A 17845-nucleotide genomic window follows, 5' to 3' on the forward strand; every position below is an offset into this window, starting at 1 on the left:
GGGTGCCCGTGGATGTGCAAAGCCTGCCGCCAATGATCGGCGCCGATCGAGAGCGAGTCCGGACCGAAGGCACCGGCCACCACGAATCCCCTCAGGACGCTCAACAGCAGCAAGTGCCACCGGATGCCGCGCCGGATGTCGCGGACTGATACAGAAAGGAACCGCTGCGCGACGGGAAAGAAGGGGCCCGGCGCTTGCTGCAACGAATGGCGACCAGCGGCCCACGGCTGGCGTAACGGGAAAACGAAAGCCCCGTGACGGCCCGGAGAGCACGGGCAACCAGGCCAGAAAAACGCCCGAGCGGCGCAATCAGCCAAGCCAAGACGCCGCCCACGGGCGGATGAGGCGAAGGCGATACCACTGGCACAACAGGACGGAGAAATCCGGGTTCGAGTCACTGACGGGAGAACGACATGCTGCTCGAGATTCTGCTTCTGCTCGCACTGGTGGTAGGCGCGCCGGTGCTCATCGGCCACGTGATCAATGCCGGAGGAGGTCGTGATGAACGCAACTGACCGCGTGCGCGAGATCGTCGCGCAGCAACGCGCCGTCGAGGCGCGCCGGCCGCCGAAACTGGAAGGCGAGCCGAGGCTTGGTGATGTCGTGGCGTTTGTGCTGTCCGCCATCGTGTTGGGCTATGCGCTGATCGACACGGAGATCGGAGTGCTCCTGTGAGCGCCTTCGCCGCCACCAAATTCGAGCGCGAGTACGACGCGCCGCGGCAACAGCTTTGCGACGAGGACTGCGCCGAGTTTCTGTCCGGCGCCAGATTCGACATCCCGTTCCCGCCGGCACGTGCTCGCGACGAATCCGAGCAGCTGCGCACCATGCGCGACGCGCTGCAGAAGGCGTGGATCGTTCTCGACGCCCTGCGCGGATACCGGCCGGACTCCGAGTTGCTGGACCTGATCAACAGCGATCTGCTCGCCGACGCCCGCGAGGCTGTCCGGTTGGCTGGCTCTCTGCAAATCGGAGCGCCGAGATGAGCCACATGCCCGGGCCAGGAGACTCCGCCACTTGGCCGGCTTGTTGCGGCGCGCCTGGAGATCCAAGGTGCACCGACGTAGAGCCACGCGACGAGGTCAAGGAGTCTCAAGACCTTCTCGCCGAGATCCGGGAGCAACTGGATCGTGCAGAAACCGCGGTGTTCCGCCGCGACTGGCCGACCTACCGCATCGCCATGCTCAACGCGCACGACTTGGCCGGGAGCCTGTGGTCATGAGCGGCGCACCTTCGATCACCGTCCGAGCTTCGGCCTGGTCTGGCCTGTTCGACTGCGCCTATCGGTTCGAGGGAATCCACATCCTCGGCATGCGCAACGTAGTCGGCCTGAAAGCGGCGCTCGGCACTGCGATTCACGCCGGCACCGCGGCATTCGACCAGTCGCGCCTCGATGGCCAAGGCATGACAGTCGACGACGCAGCCGGCGTGCTGGTCGACAAGCTGCGCGATCCGGACAACGAGTTCGACCGCAACCGGGACGACCTCAGCATGCCAGAAGCCGAGCGCGTTGGCATCTCGCTCCTGTCCAAGTACTGCCTCGAGGTTTCCCCTCGGTACGAGTTCGTCGCGGTCGAGATGGACACCAAGCCGCTGGACATCGACTGCGGCTGGGGCGTGATCGTGCGGCTGACGGGCACGATGGACCGCGCGCGTATCCGCAAGGCGGAGCACGGCGTAGGTATCGCCGACCTCAAGAGCGGCACAACCGCCGTGGTGAAGCATCTCGCCAACACCAAGGGCCGCGCGGCGCAAGTCGGCACCTACGAACTGCTGTACGAGCACACCACCGGCGAGGCAATCACCGACGACGCCGAGATCATCGGGCTCAAGACGGAAGGCAAACCGGAAATCGCAACCGGATTGATTGCCGGCGCCAAGGCGGTGATGGTCGGCACCGACGACAGCCCCGGTCTCATCGAGTTCGCCGCAGACATGTTCCGGACCGGCAGGTTCTTCCCCAACCCCTCCTCTCTGCTCTGCTCAGAGCGCTATTGCCCGCGTTTCGGCACCTGCAGATTTCACTCCTGAAAGGACGCACATGAATGCCCCCGCTCCCGTTACCGACCTCGCAACGCTCCGCAACCCTCCCCCGCCTCCTGATCTGAAGGTCGACTTTTTCTCCCGCAACGGCTTCGACCTGGCGTGCCGGATCGCCAAGGCATACGCCACGAGCGACGCAGTTCCGGCAGCGTTCCGGTCGTTCACCGTCAAGAAGAACAAGGATTTCTCGGAAACCATCGTCGAAAATCCGGCAGCGATCGGGAACTGCCTCGTCGCCATCGAGGTGTCTGCCAGCGTGGGGCTGTCCATCACAAGCGTCATGCAGAACGCGGACGTGATCGAGGGAAAGCTCCGTTGGTCGTCGAAGTTCCAGATCGCCGCCGTCAATGCGTCTCGGCGGTTCTCGCCCCTGCGCTTCGCTCTAAAGAATCTCGGTCGCATCAAGGCCACTTACCGCGAGAAGCAGAACTGGAACAAGGCTCGTGGCAGCTACGACTACATCGACCGAACCGTCGAGATCGACAACTGGGAATGCACTGCCTGGGCCTACGTGCTCGATGGCAAAGGCGCCCCGACCAAGGAGGTCGTCCAGTCCATTCCCGTCACCATGCAGATGGCCGTCGAAGAGGGCTGGTATTCCAAGTCGGGGTCGAAGTGGCAGGGCGCCATGCGCTTCCAGATGCTCCAGTACCGGGCCGGCTCATTCTTCGCGAGCATCTACGCTCCCGACGTGATCATGGGCATGGGGCGGAGCATCGAAGATCACTTCGACGCGATCGAAGTGGTGCGCCAGGAGGACGGCGTCTTTGCCGCAGCCGCGCCAACCCTGCAGGAGCTCCGTGCGGGCGCTGACTCCGCGCAGGACGGCCAGCAGCAAGGTGGGGGTGACGTCAAGGGCGACACCCACGCTCAGATCGAGCACCAGCAGCCAGGCATGACCATCCCGCAGCAGACCGCGGCACCCGAGGCAGTCGCCGCGACGCAGGACGACGACGAGCGCGCCTACCAGCAGGCGCTCGCCGAGCAACTGGCCAAGGAAGAGCAGGCCGAGAAGGAAGGCAGGCTCCAGCGTCCGCGCCGCGAGCGCGGTGGGCTGGGCATCGAGTAACCACCACCAAGGACCAACCACCCCATGAAACCCATTCAAGACAACCTCAGGGCCGTCCGCATCGAGGACGAAGAAACCGGAGACCTGATGCCGCTGCTCGACTACGCCGGGCAGAAGTTCTCGTCTCTCATCAAGGCCGTCGCCGACACCGGCAAGGTCGGCAGCATCACGCTCAAGGTCACGGTTCGCCCGTCGACCGCTGGCGCGATGGCCGTCAAGCCGGAAGTCCGCGTCACCATGCCGAAGGGCCTGCCGGCGGAAGCCCTGCTGTGGCCGACCCCGGAAGGCAACCTCGTCGCCGAAGACCCGCGCCAAGAGAAGCTCGAACTGCGGCATGTTCCTGCGCAGAAGCTCAACGTCCAATCCGCCAAGTAAGGGAGCCCCCGCCACATGGAAAACACCGAAAACCAAACCCTGATCGATGCCGGCTGCGCGATGAGCAGCCATGAAACGCTGGTCGGAAGCGACATCCCGTTCTGCGTCGTTCCGGACCGGTACAAGGTCGTCGATCTCGAGCACCTGCTGACCGTTCCGACGCGCAAGCGCGCGGCCGTTCAGGCACACGACGCCAACAGCTTCTGCCGGTACTTCGAGCTTCACAGCAACTTCATGAAGAGCCAGATCTACGCCGACGTCGACCAGGCGGTCGAGCGCTTCAACGTCATCGCGGTTTTGGACGACCACGGCTTGGACACCGCCGGCTGGCGCGAGCACACCTGCACCCTCGCCCGCAAGACCTCGGTCGAATGGAAGCGCTGGACGAGCAAGCACAAGTCGCCCATGTCGCAGGCCGAGTTCGCGACGTTCATCGAGGACAACCTGGCCGACGTGATCAGCGCTGAAGGCATGCCGTCCGGCAGCGAAATGCTGCAGATGGCGCTGGCCTTCGAGCGCACGGCCGACAAGCGGCTGAAGAGCAAGGTCAACCTGCAGTCCGGCGGCGTCAGGCTGGAGTTCGTCGACGACGACAACGCCGACACGCGGACCGCCATGCAGGTGTTCAGCCGCTTCACAATCGGCATCCCGATCTTCGATGGCTCCAGCGTCGCTTACCAGATCGAGGCGCGCCTCAAGTACCGGGACAACAGCGGAAAACTCTCGTTCTGGTACGAGCTGATCCGCGCGGACAGGGCCTACCGGCAGGCCGTCGCCGAAGAACTGGATGCGATCGCAAAGACCACTGGCACGATCATCATCAACGGTACCTACGGGGCACCGAAGTGAAAGCGGGAAAAGTCATCAATCCGACACCAGAAGGCGTCAAGGCCGGCCTCGTTGTGCTCAACGCAGCGCTTCAGCATGGGTGGGACTTCGTGTTGTGCGTCAACGCAGGCGAGCGCGGATCGGTCCGTGTCACGCAGACGAACATGCGCAACAAGCTGAAGGTGGCGCGCATGCTGGAGAACTTCGCCAGGCGTGCAAGGAAGGGCGCGAAGTGACCGCAACGCTGTTGACCTTCCCGGTAGGTGCGGCGTATGCTGCGCGTGTCGCTGGTCTTCAGCGGCCGGGATTTGCAGCCCGAGTAGAGCGGCGAGAAGCCGCACAGAGTTTGCCCTGCGGCTTTTTTGTCGCCTTGGTTGCGTCCAGTTATGGGCGGCCGGGCGGGAGGGGTCGCAAGGCCCGCCGGAGCTCTACCGGTCTGCAAACTCCCGTTTCGGTCGCCCACCCGTTTTGCAGCGGGTCGGCGGTTCAATACCGCAACTGGATAGAGCACACCATGAACACCATCGCCCAAGGTGCGACAGCACCAGCCATCTTCACCTTCAATCATTCCGCCGTTCGCGTCATCGCCATTGATGGCGAGCCGTGGTTTGTCGCTGGCGACATCGCCGAAACGCTTGGCTATCGCGACGCGGCGAACATGATCCGCCTGCTTGACGACGACGAAAAGGGTACTCAGATTGTGAGTACCCTTGGCGGCGAACAGGAAGTCAGCATCGTCAGCGAATCCGGCATGTACGCCTGCGTGCTGAAGAGCCGGAAGCCGGAAGCAAAACCATTCCGCAAGTGTGTCACTGCCGAAGTCCTCCCTGCCATCCGCAAGACCGGCCGCTACGAGCACACCCCCTACACCACCAGCCCCAGCGACACCCTCACCGCCGACGAAGCTGACCTGCTGCGCACGATGCTGCGCGACGCCGTGGCGCTGCTGCCGAGCGATCGCCGCGCCGCCTTCATGATCGCCGGCTGGTCGAAGCTCAAGGCGCACTTCGGCGTGTCGTACCGCAGCATCCCGCGCGCCGAGTTCGAGGAAGCAGTCAGCATCCTCGCGCGGCACGTCGCCGACCAGACGCCGGCCCAGGTGACGCACGTCGCCCCCAGCCTCCCCGACGACCAGGCGCACATCCAGCGCTGCGTCGAAATCGCCAACGCCGCCCGGATCCAGATCTTCGCCGCCATGGCCGCATCGGCTGCCGGCGATCTGTCACGGGCCCGCCTCCTCGTCAGCGTCGACGGCGCCGCCGCGCACGCGCTGAAGCTCGACCGCGAAGACTGCGTGTTCAAGCTGGAGGCGCTCCCCGAGATCATCATCGACCCGGCGCTCATGATCGCCAGTTCGACGCTGACCAACCTCATCACCGCCAGCGCGACCCGTCTCGCGTCCCGCATGGGCAACAACCGCACCACCAGGAGAATCGCATGAAAATCACCGCCATCCAGACCAAGAGCTTCCTCGGCGCACGCGACGTCGACCTGAAGCTCACCAAGCCGGTCTGCCTCGTCGCCGGTCCGAACGGCTCCGGGAAAAGCAGCCTCCATGAGGCGGTCCGCCAAGCGCTCACCGGCGAGTCGGTGCGCGTCGCCTTGAAAAAGGATTACCAGAAGCTCATCACCGAAGGCGAGAAGGTCGGCTACGCCGTCGTGGAACATGACGGCGAGCGCTCGGCGATCACCCTGCCCAACGGAACCCACGAACACACCGGCAGTCGCCCGCCCGCCGCCGTCTCGTTCTGTCTCGACGCACAGCGCTTCGCCGCCAAGCTTGATGCCAACGAGCGCAGGCAGTTCCTGTTTGGCCTGATGGACCTGCAGACGGATGGCCCGGCCGTCACCGATCGCCTGGCCGCCAAAGGCTGCGATCCCGCCAAGATCGAAAGAATCGCCCCGTTCCTGCGGTCGGGATTCGACGCAGCCAGCAAGGAAGCTCTGGCCAAGGCGCGCGAGGCGAAAGCGGTCTGGAGGACGATCACCGGCGAGGCCTATGGGTCGACCAAGGCCGTCGCTTGGCGTGCCCAGAAGCCGCCAGTGGACGCGACGAGGCTGGCGCAGGCGCGCACAGAACTTAGCGCGCTCGGGCAGGAAATCGAAACAGCCTCAGTCTTCCTGGGCGAGATTCAGGGCCGGTCCAACGCCGCCGCCGCGCAAGCTGCCAGAATCGCTGGTCTTCGCCAGAAGGCCAGCCTGTACGCCAGAGTCGCCGACAAGCTGGCTCGCGACCAAGCTGAACTGAAGCAGTGGGAGGCAAAGGTCACAGCGCTGCGCGGCTCCTTGAAGTCGCAAGAAGCCATCCCCTGTCCGGACTGCGGTGTGATGCTGGTCATGACGGATGGCGCATTGGTGCCGGCCGCACCGATGGCAACGGGCACCGAAGATGATCTGGCCCGTCTGCCCGATTACGAGCGCGCACTCGAGCTGATGCAGCGGTCTGTCGCGAATGGCCTGAGAGACCTCGGCGCCGCAGACGCGGCCGCCAAGCAGATCGAGGAGGAGGAGAAGGCCGGCGTTGAAGCCCCTGACGAGGAGGAAATCAAGACGCTTCGCCTGCGCATCGACGACCTGAAGAAGCAGAGGGAACAGTTGCATGCTGTCATCCGGGGCTTGGAGGATGCAGAGCGCATGGCCAGCGACGCTGGCTCACAGACAGAGCGCGCCGCAGTTCTGCACAAGGACATCCAGCAGTGGGATCAGATCGGTAGCGCTCTGGCACCGGACGGGATACCTGGCGAACTGCTCGCCGAGGCGCTTGGCCCGATCAATGCGCGACTGGAAAGGTCGAGTTGCGCCGCTGACTGGCTGCGAGTCGTCATCGCAGCGGACATGACCATCACGGCCGACGGCGGGCGCCCCTACACGCTGCTGTCCGAGTCCGAGAAGTGGCGTGCCGACGCGATGATCGCCGAAGCGATCGCCCACCTGTCCGGGGTCCGCTTCCTGACGCTCGATCGATTCGACGTCCTCGACCTCAAGGGCCGCGAGGATCTGCTGTATTGGCTCGACGAGCTCGCCGACAACGGCGACATCGACACGGCGTTGGTCACCGGCACTCTGAAAGGCCTGCCGGCGCGCCTGCCGGAGCGGATCGAGGCGCACTGGATCGAGAACGGGCTCGTCGGGAAGATCCGGGAGGCCGCATGAGATTCACGACTCAATACGGAGCCTACGAGATCGAGTCGTTCCCGAGCCAGCCGCAGGTGGCTATCTGTCACGGGTTCTTTGTGCACCACGAAATCAGAGGACAGGGGTTCGGTCACCAGATCAAAGCGCACCAGTCCGATGCGCTGGTAGAACTCAAGTACGACTTCGCCATCTGCACGGTCGCTGCCAGCAACGAAGCGCAGAAGTGCGTGCTGAGGAAAGCCGGGTGGGTATGGCTCGCCGAGTTTGAGAACAGCAAGACCGGAGAGATGACTGAGTTGTGGGGATACGAGCTGTGACCCAAACGGCGTCGCACCCACCGCTCGGCAGCTTCATCCGTCCCGTGCCAGCCGCTCTGTACTGCTACCAGGTGATACAAGTTATTCCAGACGACGAAGATGGTTTGGAGTGCCTGTTCTGCAAGCGCTTCGGGTACGACCCGGAAACGCAACGACCTGTGCAAGACGGGCACCAGTATATTTACTACCTGAAGGGCCTCAAGCAGGTCATGGACGGCGTGTGGAAAGACGAGTGGGAGTTCGACACGCCCCGCTGGACATGCGTGCCGCTGTACTGGCGGAAGATGCACATCGATGATGTCAAGATCGCCGGCGACTCTGCGGCGATTCAACTATCGCTCTTCTGACGGAGAAGCTCGAAATGACCGCCTTCGAGACCCGAATCACCGCAGTGACACCGTCGTCCCTGTCGGATCTCCTATCTACGTCGAGATGGCTACGAAAATCGAAATCGTCGACGAGGCGGCTGGCGAGTTCGTCGAAGTGAAGCAGTGTCGCGGCCAGCCAGGCGACACCGGTTCGGTCCTGATCGCACCTGACGAATGGCCTGCAGTACGCAAGGCGATCGACAAGATGATCGGCGAGTGCAGGAGCGAAGAAAAGTGAGACGCAGATGGACCTCCGACGAGGACGAATACCTGCGCCAGAACTACCCGTGCCGGCCAACCGCAGAACTGGCGGCTGCTCTCGGCCGGACCACGCAAGCGGTCTACGGTAGAGCGGTCGACAAGTTTCGGTTGCGCAAGTCGCCGGCGTTCATGGCCGCACTCAAGGCCGAGATAGGCCGCAGGCTTGCCGATGCAGGGAAAGCCACGCAACTCCAGCCCGGTCTGGTTCCGTGGAACAAGGGCAAGCCGCACCCATCATCCGGGCGAACCGCGGAGACGCAGTTCAAGCCAGGAGGCTTGCCGCATACCTGGCGACCGATCGGCACGCGCCGCGTCACCCGAGATGGCTACATCGAAGAGAAGGTGGCCGACACCGGGTATACGCCGGATGACTACGTGCCGCTGCATCATCTGGTCTGGGCGGAAGCAGGCAACCCTCCGGTCCCGAAAGGCCATGCCTTGGTCTTCCGTGACGGCGACAAGAGGAACTTCGCCATCGAGAATCTCGAGCTGATCACCCGTGCAGAGCTGATGCGCCGCAACACGTACCACCGCTATGGCCCGGAGGTATCCCGGATCGTCCAACTGCGGGGGGCCATAACCCGCAAGATCAACCAGCAGAAGAGGAAAGAGAACCCATGAGCACGCTCGACCAACTGTACGGCGTCCTGTCCGCCACGCTCGCCGAACTGAAGGACCCGAACCATGAACCGGACTACAAGCGCATCCAGGCCATCAACGAGACAGCCGGCGCCATGACTGCGGTGGCGCGGCTCGAGATCGACTTCCGCAAGCTCAAGCCGAAGCACGGCGGGACGTTCTTCCCGTCCTTGCCGGCTGAAGCCGGCCGCGACGAAGAAAAACCTGAGGGTGAGGAAGAGAAGCCGGACGAGATCGGCGTCGTGACCCGCCTGACGGCGCACGGCAAGGAAACGATCACGCCTGACGGACCGGCGGCGGTTGTCCGCAGGCACATTCTGAGATGACAGCCATCTTCGAGCTGCCCCTGCCGTCTGAGACCCTGGCGGCCGATGAGCTGGCCGAGATCACCGGCGCGCTGACCAGCCGCGGACAGGCCGAGTGGCTCGCTGCTTCCGGTTGGCGTTACCATACCAACCGCGCAGGGAGGCCAATTGTCGGCCGGATGTATGCGCGCCTCAAGCTCGCCGGGATCGAGGCGTCAGCGATCACGCCGCAAGCCTGGCAGCCGGATTTCGGCAAGCTGCACGGGAGGACAGGGTAGTGATCAGGCCGAAGAGCAAGAACAACCAGGACTTGCCGCAACGCCTCATCCGGCGGACCCGGCGGCTTGTCAGCGGCAAGCTCTGGACCGGCTACTACTACAACGGCCGCGATGAATCCGGACGCCGGGTCGAGATCCCGCTTGGCTCCGATCGCATCGAGGCGCTGCGCAAGTGGGCTGAACTCGAGGCGGCGCCATTGCCCGCGGACGCCTCCACCATGCGCGCCGTGTTCGACAGATACGAGCGCGATGTCATCCCGACGAAAGCGACCAAGACGCAAGCGGCCAACCGGCTCGAGCTCGGACGCCTGCGCAGCGTCTTCGACTCCGCCCCGATCGACGCCATCACCCCGCAGCATGTCGCGCAGTACCGCGACGCCCGGATGTCCCAGACGCGGACACTGAAGGACGGCACAGTGATTCCCGCGCACCGAGCGACCGTCGCAGCAAACCGCGAACTGGCCCTGCTGTCTCACGTCATCAACATGGCGCGCGAGTGGGGTTACACGGCACGCGAGAACCCGGTCCGCGGCGTGCGCAAGAACCGCGAGGCTCCGCGCAGCTACTACGCCAGCCCGGAGGTATGGGCGGCCGTGCAAGCCTGCTCCGGAGAAGACCTGCGCGCGGCGATGGACCTCGCCTACCTGTCCGGCCAGCGCCCTGGTGATGTGCTTCGGATGACTGTTCGTGACATCGTCGACGACACGCTGGCGGTTAGCCAGGGCAAGACCGGAAAGCGCATACGGATCCGCCTGGCTGATGAAGACGGCCGGCGCACCGAGCTTGGGTGTGTCATCGATCGGATTCTCGGCCGAAAGGTGACGAGCCTGTATCTGGTCGCGACAGAGGCCGGGCGGCGGATGACCGCCGGCATGCTGCGGCTGCGGTTCGTCGCCGCCAGGGATGCGGCGGCGTCAGCGGCAGAGCAAGCTGGCGATGCCTGTCTGGCATCGAGCATCCGGCAGTTCCAGTTCCGCGATGCCCGACCGAAAGCAGCCAGCGAGATCGCCGACTTGGCGCAAGCGGCCGAGCTGCTGGGGCACTCCGACAAGCAGCTGACCCGGACGGTTTACACCCGGATCGGCAAGCTCGTGAAGCCGACCAGATGAGGGGTTGCGGAAATCGTTTCCGCAAGTTGCGGAAATGGGGTCTTGCCAGACAGCTACGAGATGGGGCTAAGTTCTTGATTATTGGCGGAGAGGGCGGGATTCGAACCCGCGGTAGGCTCACACCTACGCCTGATTTCGAGTCAGGTACATTCGGCCACTCTGCCACCTCTCCGTCGGGCGCGAATATTAGCACAGGAACAGCTGAATGCACCTGTTGCGAGCCTCGCTACCGGAAGTATTGTCCGCGGGCGCCGAACGGTGCCGGTCGGTGGCGCCAACAGCCACCGGCGACGCCGGCCCTTTCAGTTCGCCGGAATCGTCGCCATGCCGCCAAGATACGGACGCAGCACCTGCGGGATGCTGATACTGCCATCGGCATTCTGGTGGTTCTCCATCACCGCCACGAGCGTGCGCCCGACGGCAAGGCCAGAACCGTTCAGGGTGTGCACGAGTTCGGTCCGGTTGCGCTCGTTGCGGTAACGTGCCTGCATGCGCCGCGCCTGGAAGGCCTCGAAGTTGGAGCACGAAGATATCTCGCGGTAGGCTTTCTGCGCCGGCAACCAGACCTCGAGGTCGTAGGTCTTGGCCGACGAGAAGCCCATGTCACCGGTACACAGGGTGACTCGCCGGTAAGGAAGCTCGAGCAGCTCGAGGATGCGCTCGGCGTGGCGGGTGAGTTCCTCGTGCGCCGCCTCCGACGCGGACGGGGCGACGATCTGCACCAGCTCGACCTTGTCGAACTGGTGCTGGCGGATCATGCCGCGCGTGTCGCGACCGTAGGATCCGGCCTCGGAGCGAAAGCATGGCGTGTGACATACGAACCTGAGCGGCAGCTCGGCAGCGGCGAGAATCTCGTTGCGGACGATGTTGGTGACCGGCACCTCGGCAGTCGGAATCAGGTACAGCGGCTCGGCATCAGCGCGCGGAACCTTGAACAGATCCTCCTCGAACTTCGGCAACTGGCCGGTACCGGCCAGGCTCGCCGCGTTCACCAGATACGGCGAGTAGATCTCCTGATAACCGTGCTCGCCCGTGTGGACGTCGAGCATGAACTGGGCCAGAACACGGTGCAGTCGCGCCAGCGGGCCGCGAATCAGACAGAAGCGCGTGCCGGCAATCTTGGCGGCGGTGGCGAAGTCGAGCTGTGCCAGCGCCTCACCCAGGTCGACGTGATCCCTGACCGGAAAATCGAAGCTGCGCGGTGTTCCCCAACGCTTCACCTCGGCGTTGTCGGCGTCGCTGCTGCCGACCGGCACACTCTCTTGCGGTGGATTCGGCAGGGTCGCGAGAAAGCCCTCGAGCTCGCCGAGCAGCATGCCGAGGCGGGCTTCGTCGACCTCCAACTCGTCCTTCAGCGCCGCCACCTGCTGCATGAGCGAGGCCGCATCCTCGCCGCGCGCCCGCAGTCCGCCGACCTGTTTCGACAGGCTGTTGCGCTTCGCCTGCAGCTCCTGCGTGCGCGTCTGCAGATGCTTGCGCTCGCTCTCCAGCCGCTGAAACTCCGCACGGTCGAGGGTGAAGCCACGTGTGGCGAGCCGTTCGGCGACGGCGTCGATGTCGTTGCGCAACAGCTGGATGTCAAGCATGCTCAGTCCTTGTCCATTCTGGCCTGGCGATCGAGCTCGCGCAGGTGGGCGAGTTTCTCGCCGATCCGGATCTCGAGCCCACGCGCCACCGGCCGATACCATTCGACCGCCGGCATGCCCTCCGGGAGATAACTCTCGCCGGCGGCATAGGCTTCCGGCTCGTCGTGCGCGTAGCGATAGTCCTTGCCGTGACCGAGTGTCTTCATCAACCGCGTCGGCGCATTGCGCAGGTGGCGCGGCACCGGCCGCGAAGCGTCGTCGCCGATGAAGCCGCGGGCGGCATTATACGCGAGGTAGCCGGCGTTCGACTTGGCTGCCATCGCCAGGTAAAGGACGGCCTGTGCCAACGCCAGCTCGCCTTCGGGTGAACCGAGTCTCTCGAAGCTCTCGGCCGCGTCGAGCGCGATGCGCGCGGCACGCGGGTCGGCGAGGCCGATGTCTTCCCAGGCCATGCGGACGATCCGTCGCGCCAGGTAGCGCGGGTCGGCACCGCCATCGAGCATCCGGCACAACCAGTAGAGAGCCGCATCGGGCGATGAACCCCGCACCGCCTTGTGCAGTGCCGAGATCTGGTCGAAGAAGGCGTCGCCGCCCTTGTCGAAGCGTCGCAGGCTCTGCGCCAGCGCCTGTTCGACGAAAGCGCCGTCGATGCCCTGCGGCTGCGCCGCGCTGCATGCCGTGGCGATCTGTTCGACGACGTTCAGCAATCGCCGTGCGTCGCCATCGGCGAAACCGACCAGCCGCGCCCGTGCCTCGTCACTGACACTCATGCCGGGCAACGCGTACCGGAAGGCACGTTCGAGGAGTTCAGCCATGTCTGCGGCCGAGAGCGGCTGCAGGACGTAGACCGCAGCGCGCGAGAGCAGTGCCGAGTTGAGCTCGAATGACGGATTCTCCGTCGTCGCACCGACGAAGGTGAGCAACCCGCCCTCGACGTAGGGCAGGAAGGCGTCCTGCTGCGCCTTGTTGAAACGATGCACCTCGTCGACGAAGAGGATCGTCCGCCGGCCACTGCGGGCGCGGCTGACCTCGGCCCTGGTGACGGCCTCGCGAATGTCCCTGACGCCGGCAAAGACGGCCGACAGGGCGATGAAATCGGCAGCGAAGGCATCCGCCATCAGGCGCGCCAAAGTCGTCTTGCCCACGCCTGGAGGCCCCCAAAGGATCATGCTGTGCGGCTGCCCGGACTGGAAGGCAATGGCCAGCGGCTTGCCGGGTCCGAGCAGGTGTGCCTGCCCGATCACGTCGGCCAGCGTCCGTGGCCGCAGTCGCTCAGCCAGCGGCACGTGCGGTTGGTCTGCAGAAGACAGGCCGATCATTTTCATTTCCCTTCAGCAAACAAGCGGGACGAACGGTCCCGGCAGACAGGCGCGGTCGGGCTGATCGGCGGCGGCAGCCTGCAGGTCCAGCGTTTCGCCGCCGCGCTGCGAATGGCACGACGCGCCGGGAGACCGTCGGCGGCAGGATGGGAAACGTGAAATCCCGCACGGCGGAGATCGCGGGCAAGCGTATCGTCACGGCATCGCCTCGGGCGGTCATGGCAGGAGAAATCGAGTTGAAAACGCAGAGAGTCCGCAGTGGCAGTGACCGACGCCAAGAAGACGTCGGGCGCCCTGGCAAACTGCCGGAGCGCCGGCGGCAACCCGAGCGCCGGTTACCGGAGCTGAGCGAGGCCGCGGACGTCTCTTTCGAGGGCTTCCAGTTGCTCCTTGCCGAGCTCAAGGAATGTACCAGAAAGAAGCGATCAGCAGTGCGTGGTTGAATGACAACGCCCCTCGCGGGCTGCGCTCGGAGCGACCTGCCTGGCAGTGGCAATGCACTGTCCGCGCCGGCCGCTCCACCAGAGTCGCTGCGGAATGCTGCAATTCCGCCAGGCGACCAGGAGGCCGAGCTTTCCACCGGGTCCCCGCCCGGTTTTTTTTTGCTGCCGCCAGAGCCGGGCGGTCCGCGGGGAAGCCCACGCGGGCCTACGCTGCCGGTGCAGGAGTGGCGAAGGCATCGCTCACCGACTGCTCGAGTTCGCTGAACGCTTCACCGACGTAGTCGCTCAACCGCTCGAGATGCGGCAGTTCATCGGTCGCGATGAGGCCAAAGAACAGCCGACCGGCATAGCTGAAGAGTGTGATGTTGAGCAGGTTTCCCGGTGGCAGCGTGCTGATCGGGTGCAATTCCTCGATGCGCGCACCCTTGACGTAGAGATGATGCGGCGGACCGGGCACGTTCGAAACCAGCGTATTGCCGTTGGCCGGTGGCAGGCGGTCGCTGAGGTTGAGCTTCTCGGCGATGAGACCGACCAGCGAGGTGATCACCGTGTAGGACTCGATCGCTTCCGGCGCCACGCTGTCGATCAGCGTGCGCACGTTGCGCAGCGAAAAACCGATGTTGCGCAGGCGAACGTAGGGGTCGTCGGTTGGCGCCGACAACTCGACCTGCACGAAGCCGATCTTGTTGCCACCCCCCTCGTCGCCCTCCCGCCGCAGGTTGACCGGCATCTGGATCGTGATCGGCGTCCGCAAGGCCACGCCCTCGTCGCGCAGGTAGCGGTGCAAGGCCCCATCGAGGCAGGTCAGCGCCACATGGTTCAGCGTCGAGCGTGTACGCGCCCGGACGGCGTTCACCCGCTGCATGTCCACGCAGGCGGACGCGAACTGGCGACCGGCAGTCACCTGACCGGTCAACGGCGTGTTGCCATCGGCGGCGAACGGCAGCGAGATGGCGTTCTTCGTCAGTTTGACGCTCTCCAGCAGCATCATCGCGGCCAGACGGCCAACCCCGAGAACGCGTTTTCCAGCACCGAGCAGATCACCGAGCAGCGAGGTGGCCAGCCTTTCGCGCTCGCGCTGCAGCCTGCGCTCCGCGTGCCCGTGGCGGACCGACCACACCGGCCGCAGTTCGCCATCGTCAGCGCTGGTCGACAGCGATTCCGCCGCCCAGCGCATCATCGTCACGCCGTCTGCACAGGCATGGTGCATCTTCAGGTACAAGGCGAAACGCGCACCGCTCAGACCGTCGACGACGTGCAGCTCCCACAGCGGTCGTGAGCGATCGAGCATTGGCTGGTGCAACTCGGCAACCAGCTGATAGAGCTCGCGCTGGCCGTTCCTGCCACGCCGCAGCCGATGGTAGAGGACGTGCTGCTCGAGGTCGACGGTCTCAGCCTGGCGCCAACTCGGCATCGACGTCAGCGAGAACTCGATCAGGCGGTTGAACGGTGGCTGAACATCGGTGCATGCCAGCATCTCGCGGTGCAGATCGCTGGCGAAACCACTCTTCGACCCGGCCGGTCTCTTGCAGATCATCAGTCCACCCACGTGCTTCGGGCTCTCGGCCGATTCGGCGATGAAGAAACCGAAATCGAGCAGGGAAAGCTTGTTCATGACGGTCTCCTTGCGGGTCAGGCGGGAATGCGGTCAGCACAGCAACCGGGCGACACCTTAACACAGCGCCCAATTTCTGGCCGCCGGCGGCCAGTCGTTTAGTGTGCTTCCTCTAGCGATGCCGACTAGACTCGGCGGCGTTGGCTGAGTGAGGGACGGGCGACTGCAGCGACTGAAGCTGCTCCCCTCCCCGCTTGTGCGAGGGCCACGGGCGTGCGGTCCGGGCTCTTCCGCGGCGTCGCCGCCGGCGACGTGCAGCCAGGACCCTCAGGTAAACGCCGGAAGTCCGGCATCCTGTTCGACGAAGGAGATTCAAATGAGCAACCCAAGCAGCAACCTGATTGATCGCATGCACGCCGAACAACTGCTGTCCCAGACTCGTGACGGACTGCGCAAGCTCTGGTTGTGCGGTCTGGGCGCCTACTCACTGGCGACCCGCAGCAGCATGCAGACCTTCGCAGCGCTGGTTCGTGAAGGCCAGGCGATGCAGCCGAAGGCACGCCAGCAGATCGAGGAAACGTCGGCCGAACTGAAGAGCAGCGCAACGGCGACGATCGAGCGCGGTGAGCAACTCGTCCGGGAGCGCTTTCTCAGACCGCTCGACTTCGTCATCCTCGCCACCCGGCGCGACATCGAGCAGCTCTCGCTGCGCGTCATCCAGCTCAGCGCTGAAGTCCAGAAGCTGGCCAGTGGCAAGATCAAGTCGCTGGACAAACCCGCAGCCAAGGCCGAAGCGGGCCCCATCGTCGGCAGCGCCTGAGCGGCCACGGCGGAGCCGGACGCGCAGCGACCGATCTCCGGCCAGCTGCCAGTGCGGCGCGCGTCGGACGGCTCCAGCGACGCGCGCCGCTGTCATTGTTGAACGACCTTCGCCGCCTCGCGCAGTAGCCACTGTCGGAACGACTGCACCGGCGGGCGCTCGGCAACCGCCTCCGGCACGACCAGATAGTAGGCCTGCGTCCGCCGAATCACGAGCTCAAAGGGCTGCACCAGCCTGCCGGCCGCCACCTCGGCCTGTACCAGGGGCTGCGACGCAAGGGCAATGCCGACGCCATCGATCGCCGCCGACAGCACCAGTCCGGAATCGCTGAAATGCGTCCCGGCGTCGGGATCGATGCCGCTGACCCCGGCGAGGTGCAGCCACTCCGCCCAGGTCGGGCGATCGAGCAGTTCCATGATCGACTCGTCGTGGAGGAGATTGTGCCAGCGGAGATCCGCCGGCACTTTCAGCGGGCGCATCGAGAACAGCAGGCGCGGACTGCAAACGACGGCATAGCGCGGCGAAAACAGGCGGTCGACGCGGCAACCATCATACTGGCCGCGGCCGAAGCGAATGAATACCTCGGTCTCGTCCTCACGCAGGTCGACCCTCGCCAGCCCCGAAACACGTCCGGCATCCCGCGCATCGATGGTCTCGATCGACGCCGACATGTGCAGCCGCACTTCCGGATGCTCGGCCGTGAAACCGGGCAGATGGCGGATCAGCCAGCGGCTGCCGAAAGCGGGCGGCGTCGTCAGCAGCAAGCGCCCACCAGGCTCGCGCTGACGGGTGTTCTCGATCGCCGCGGCGAAGCACTGCAGTCCCTCGCGCACCTTGGGCAACATCAGCCGACCCTCGCGCGTCAGTTCCATGGCCCGCGTCAGCCGCCGGAACAGGTCGAAGCCGAGGTATTCCTCGAGGCCGCGAATCTGGTGACTGATCGCCGTCGGCGTCACTGAGAGCTCGGCGGCAGCATCCTTGAAACTCAGGTGCCTTGCCGCTGCCTCGAAAGCGCGCAGCGAGTTCAACGGTGGAAGGCGATAGGTCATATGGCTGAAATTTTCTCACCTGTTGCGTGATTATTGATCGTTTGCCGGCGTTCTGGCAAGCGAATACAGTGACGTCACTCTCTCGGAACAACCGGGAAACCAACCAGGAAGAAACAAATGAAAACCGATCTTAGCCGCGAACAGATGATGATGATTGTTGAACGTGCCCGTTATCAGCGGAGCATTGCCGCTGGCGACATGGTCGTCAGCCTCACGCGCCGGGCGCTGTCGTCTCTCGCCAGATGGACCGACCGATTCCTGCACGCACTGCTGATGTCGCCGACCGCCCGCCAGTGATCGCCGCGATGGCCTAGAATGCAAGCCTCGCCCGCCATTCCAGCCAAAG

23 protein-coding genes and 1 tRNA gene are annotated in these 17845 nt (G+C 64.7%); 19 read left to right on the forward strand and 5 right to left on the reverse strand.

What is annotated here, in order from left to right; all coding sequences use genetic code 11:
• Positions 1-501 precede the first annotated feature (501 nt).
• The 17 genes from V5B60_RS18895 (at position 502) to V5B60_RS18975 (ending at position 10727) form a co-directional block, all read left to right on the forward strand.
• On the forward strand, positions 502-675 hold the full coding sequence (locus tag V5B60_RS18895; RefSeq protein WP_332349178.1) for a hypothetical protein: 174 nt from the start codon (positions 502-504) through the stop codon (positions 673-675).
• Positions 672-986 (forward strand): hypothetical protein, encoded by a 315-nt coding sequence (locus tag V5B60_RS18900; protein WP_332349180.1) that lies wholly within the window; start codon positions 672-674, stop codon positions 984-986. Before V5B60_RS18895 ends, V5B60_RS18900 begins: the two co-directional genes overlap by 4 nt.
• Positions 983-1222 (forward strand): hypothetical protein, encoded by a 240-nt coding sequence (locus V5B60_RS18905; protein ID WP_332349183.1) that lies wholly within the window; start codon positions 983-985, stop codon positions 1220-1222. Before V5B60_RS18900 ends, V5B60_RS18905 begins: the two co-directional genes overlap by 4 nt.
• Positions 1219-2031 carry a RecB family exonuclease gene (locus tag V5B60_RS18910; protein ID WP_332349185.1) on the forward strand — a complete coding sequence of 271 codons (813 nt, stop codon included), beginning with the start codon at positions 1219-1221 and terminating at the stop codon, positions 2029-2031. Before V5B60_RS18905 ends, V5B60_RS18910 begins: the two co-directional genes overlap by 4 nt.
• Positions 2032-2041: 10 nt before the next feature.
• Complete coding sequence (locus V5B60_RS18915; protein WP_332349187.1) at positions 2042-3112, forward strand: hypothetical protein; 1071 nt, start codon at positions 2042-2044, stop codon at positions 3110-3112.
• Positions 3113-3136: 24 nt separating this feature from the next.
• Complete coding sequence (locus V5B60_RS18920; RefSeq protein ID WP_332349189.1) at positions 3137-3487, forward strand: hypothetical protein; 351 nt, start codon at positions 3137-3139, stop codon at positions 3485-3487.
• 15 nt (positions 3488-3502) lie between these two features.
• Positions 3503-4336 carry a DUF2303 family protein gene (locus tag V5B60_RS18925; protein ID WP_332349191.1) on the forward strand — a complete coding sequence of 278 codons (834 nt, stop codon included), beginning with the start codon at positions 3503-3505 and terminating at the stop codon, positions 4334-4336.
• A complete protein-coding gene (locus tag V5B60_RS18930) occupies positions 4333-4551 on the forward strand; it encodes a hypothetical protein (protein ID WP_332349193.1) in 219 nt (72 codons plus the stop codon). The genes V5B60_RS18925 and V5B60_RS18930 overlap by 4 nt, the downstream gene beginning before the upstream one ends.
• The gene (locus V5B60_RS18935) at positions 4548-5756 is read left to right on the forward strand and encodes a BRO-N domain-containing protein (RefSeq protein ID WP_332349195.1); all 1209 of its coding nucleotides are present in this window, start codon (positions 4548-4550) and stop codon (positions 5754-5756) included. Before V5B60_RS18930 ends, V5B60_RS18935 begins: the two co-directional genes overlap by 4 nt.
• A complete protein-coding gene (locus V5B60_RS18940) occupies positions 5753-7468 on the forward strand; it encodes an AAA family ATPase (RefSeq protein ID WP_332349197.1) in 1716 nt (571 codons plus the stop codon). The genes V5B60_RS18935 and V5B60_RS18940 overlap by 4 nt, the downstream gene beginning before the upstream one ends.
• Positions 7465-7767: a hypothetical protein gene (locus tag V5B60_RS18945; RefSeq protein ID WP_332349198.1), complete on the forward strand. Its 303-nt coding sequence runs from the start codon at positions 7465-7467 to the stop codon at positions 7765-7767. The genes V5B60_RS18940 and V5B60_RS18945 overlap by 4 nt, the downstream gene beginning before the upstream one ends.
• Entirely contained in the window at positions 7764-8114 is a 351-nt protein-coding gene (locus V5B60_RS18950; RefSeq protein ID WP_332349199.1) for a hypothetical protein, read from the forward strand. Before V5B60_RS18945 ends, V5B60_RS18950 begins: the two co-directional genes overlap by 4 nt.
• Positions 8115-8199: 85 nt before the next feature.
• Positions 8200-8373 carry a hypothetical protein gene (locus tag V5B60_RS18955; RefSeq protein ID WP_332349200.1) on the forward strand — a complete coding sequence of 58 codons (174 nt, stop codon included), beginning with the start codon at positions 8200-8202 and terminating at the stop codon, positions 8371-8373.
• Between the two features lie 131 nt (positions 8374-8504).
• On the forward strand, positions 8505-9017 hold the full coding sequence (locus tag V5B60_RS18960; protein WP_332349202.1) for an HNH endonuclease signature motif containing protein: 513 nt from the start codon (positions 8505-8507) through the stop codon (positions 9015-9017).
• A complete protein-coding gene (locus V5B60_RS18965; RefSeq protein ID WP_332349204.1) occupies positions 9014-9361 on the forward strand; it encodes a hypothetical protein in 348 nt (115 codons plus the stop codon). The genes V5B60_RS18960 and V5B60_RS18965 overlap by 4 nt, the downstream gene beginning before the upstream one ends.
• Positions 9358-9618, forward strand: coding sequence for a DUF4224 domain-containing protein (locus V5B60_RS18970; RefSeq protein WP_332349206.1), 261 nt, complete (start codon positions 9358-9360; stop codon positions 9616-9618). The genes V5B60_RS18965 and V5B60_RS18970 overlap by 4 nt, the downstream gene beginning before the upstream one ends.
• Before the next feature lie 2 nt (positions 9619-9620).
• Positions 9621-10727: a tyrosine-type recombinase/integrase gene (locus tag V5B60_RS18975; protein WP_332350632.1), complete on the forward strand. Its 1107-nt coding sequence runs from the start codon at positions 9621-9623 to the stop codon at positions 10725-10727.
• Positions 10728-10809: 82 nt separating this feature from the next.
• Here V5B60_RS18975 and V5B60_RS18980 read toward each other — a convergent pair.
• From V5B60_RS18980 to V5B60_RS18995, 4 genes are all read right to left on the reverse strand, one after another.
• Positions 10810-10899 (reverse strand) — tRNA-Ser (locus V5B60_RS18980).
• 130 nt (positions 10900-11029) lie between these two features.
• Positions 11030-12313 (reverse strand): serine--tRNA ligase, encoded by a 1284-nt coding sequence (serS, locus tag V5B60_RS18985; RefSeq protein ID WP_332349208.1) that lies wholly within the window; start codon positions 12311-12313, stop codon positions 11030-11032.
• A gap of 2 nt (positions 12314-12315) precedes the next feature.
• Positions 12316-13632 (reverse strand): replication-associated recombination protein A, encoded by a 1317-nt coding sequence (locus tag V5B60_RS18990; RefSeq protein WP_332350634.1) that lies wholly within the window; start codon positions 13630-13632, stop codon positions 12316-12318.
• A 648-nt stretch (positions 13633-14280) separates the two neighbouring features.
• A complete protein-coding gene (locus V5B60_RS18995) occupies positions 14281-15690 on the reverse strand; it encodes a wax ester/triacylglycerol synthase family O-acyltransferase (protein WP_332349211.1) in 1410 nt (469 codons plus the stop codon).
• 316 nt (positions 15691-16006) lie between these two features.
• Between V5B60_RS18995 and V5B60_RS19000 the strand changes: the two genes are divergently transcribed.
• On the forward strand, positions 16007-16450 hold the full coding sequence (locus V5B60_RS19000) for a phasin family protein (RefSeq protein WP_332349213.1): 444 nt from the start codon (positions 16007-16009) through the stop codon (positions 16448-16450).
• Positions 16451-16542: 92 nt separating this feature from the next.
• On the opposite strand, the gene gcvA is transcribed toward V5B60_RS19000, so the two are convergent.
• Positions 16543-17499, reverse strand: coding sequence for a transcriptional regulator GcvA (gcvA, locus tag V5B60_RS19005; protein ID WP_332349215.1), 957 nt, complete (start codon positions 17497-17499; stop codon positions 16543-16545).
• A gap of 117 nt (positions 17500-17616) precedes the next feature.
• On the opposite strand from gcvA, the gene V5B60_RS19010 reads away from it, so the two are divergent.
• Positions 17617-17796, forward strand: a complete 180-nt coding sequence (locus V5B60_RS19010; protein WP_332349217.1) for a hypothetical protein — start codon at positions 17617-17619, stop codon at positions 17794-17796.
• Positions 17797-17845: the final 49 nt, after the last annotated feature.

Source organism: Accumulibacter sp., assembly GCF_036625195.1.
Taxonomy (GTDB): Bacteria; Pseudomonadota; Gammaproteobacteria; order Burkholderiales; family Rhodocyclaceae; genus Accumulibacter.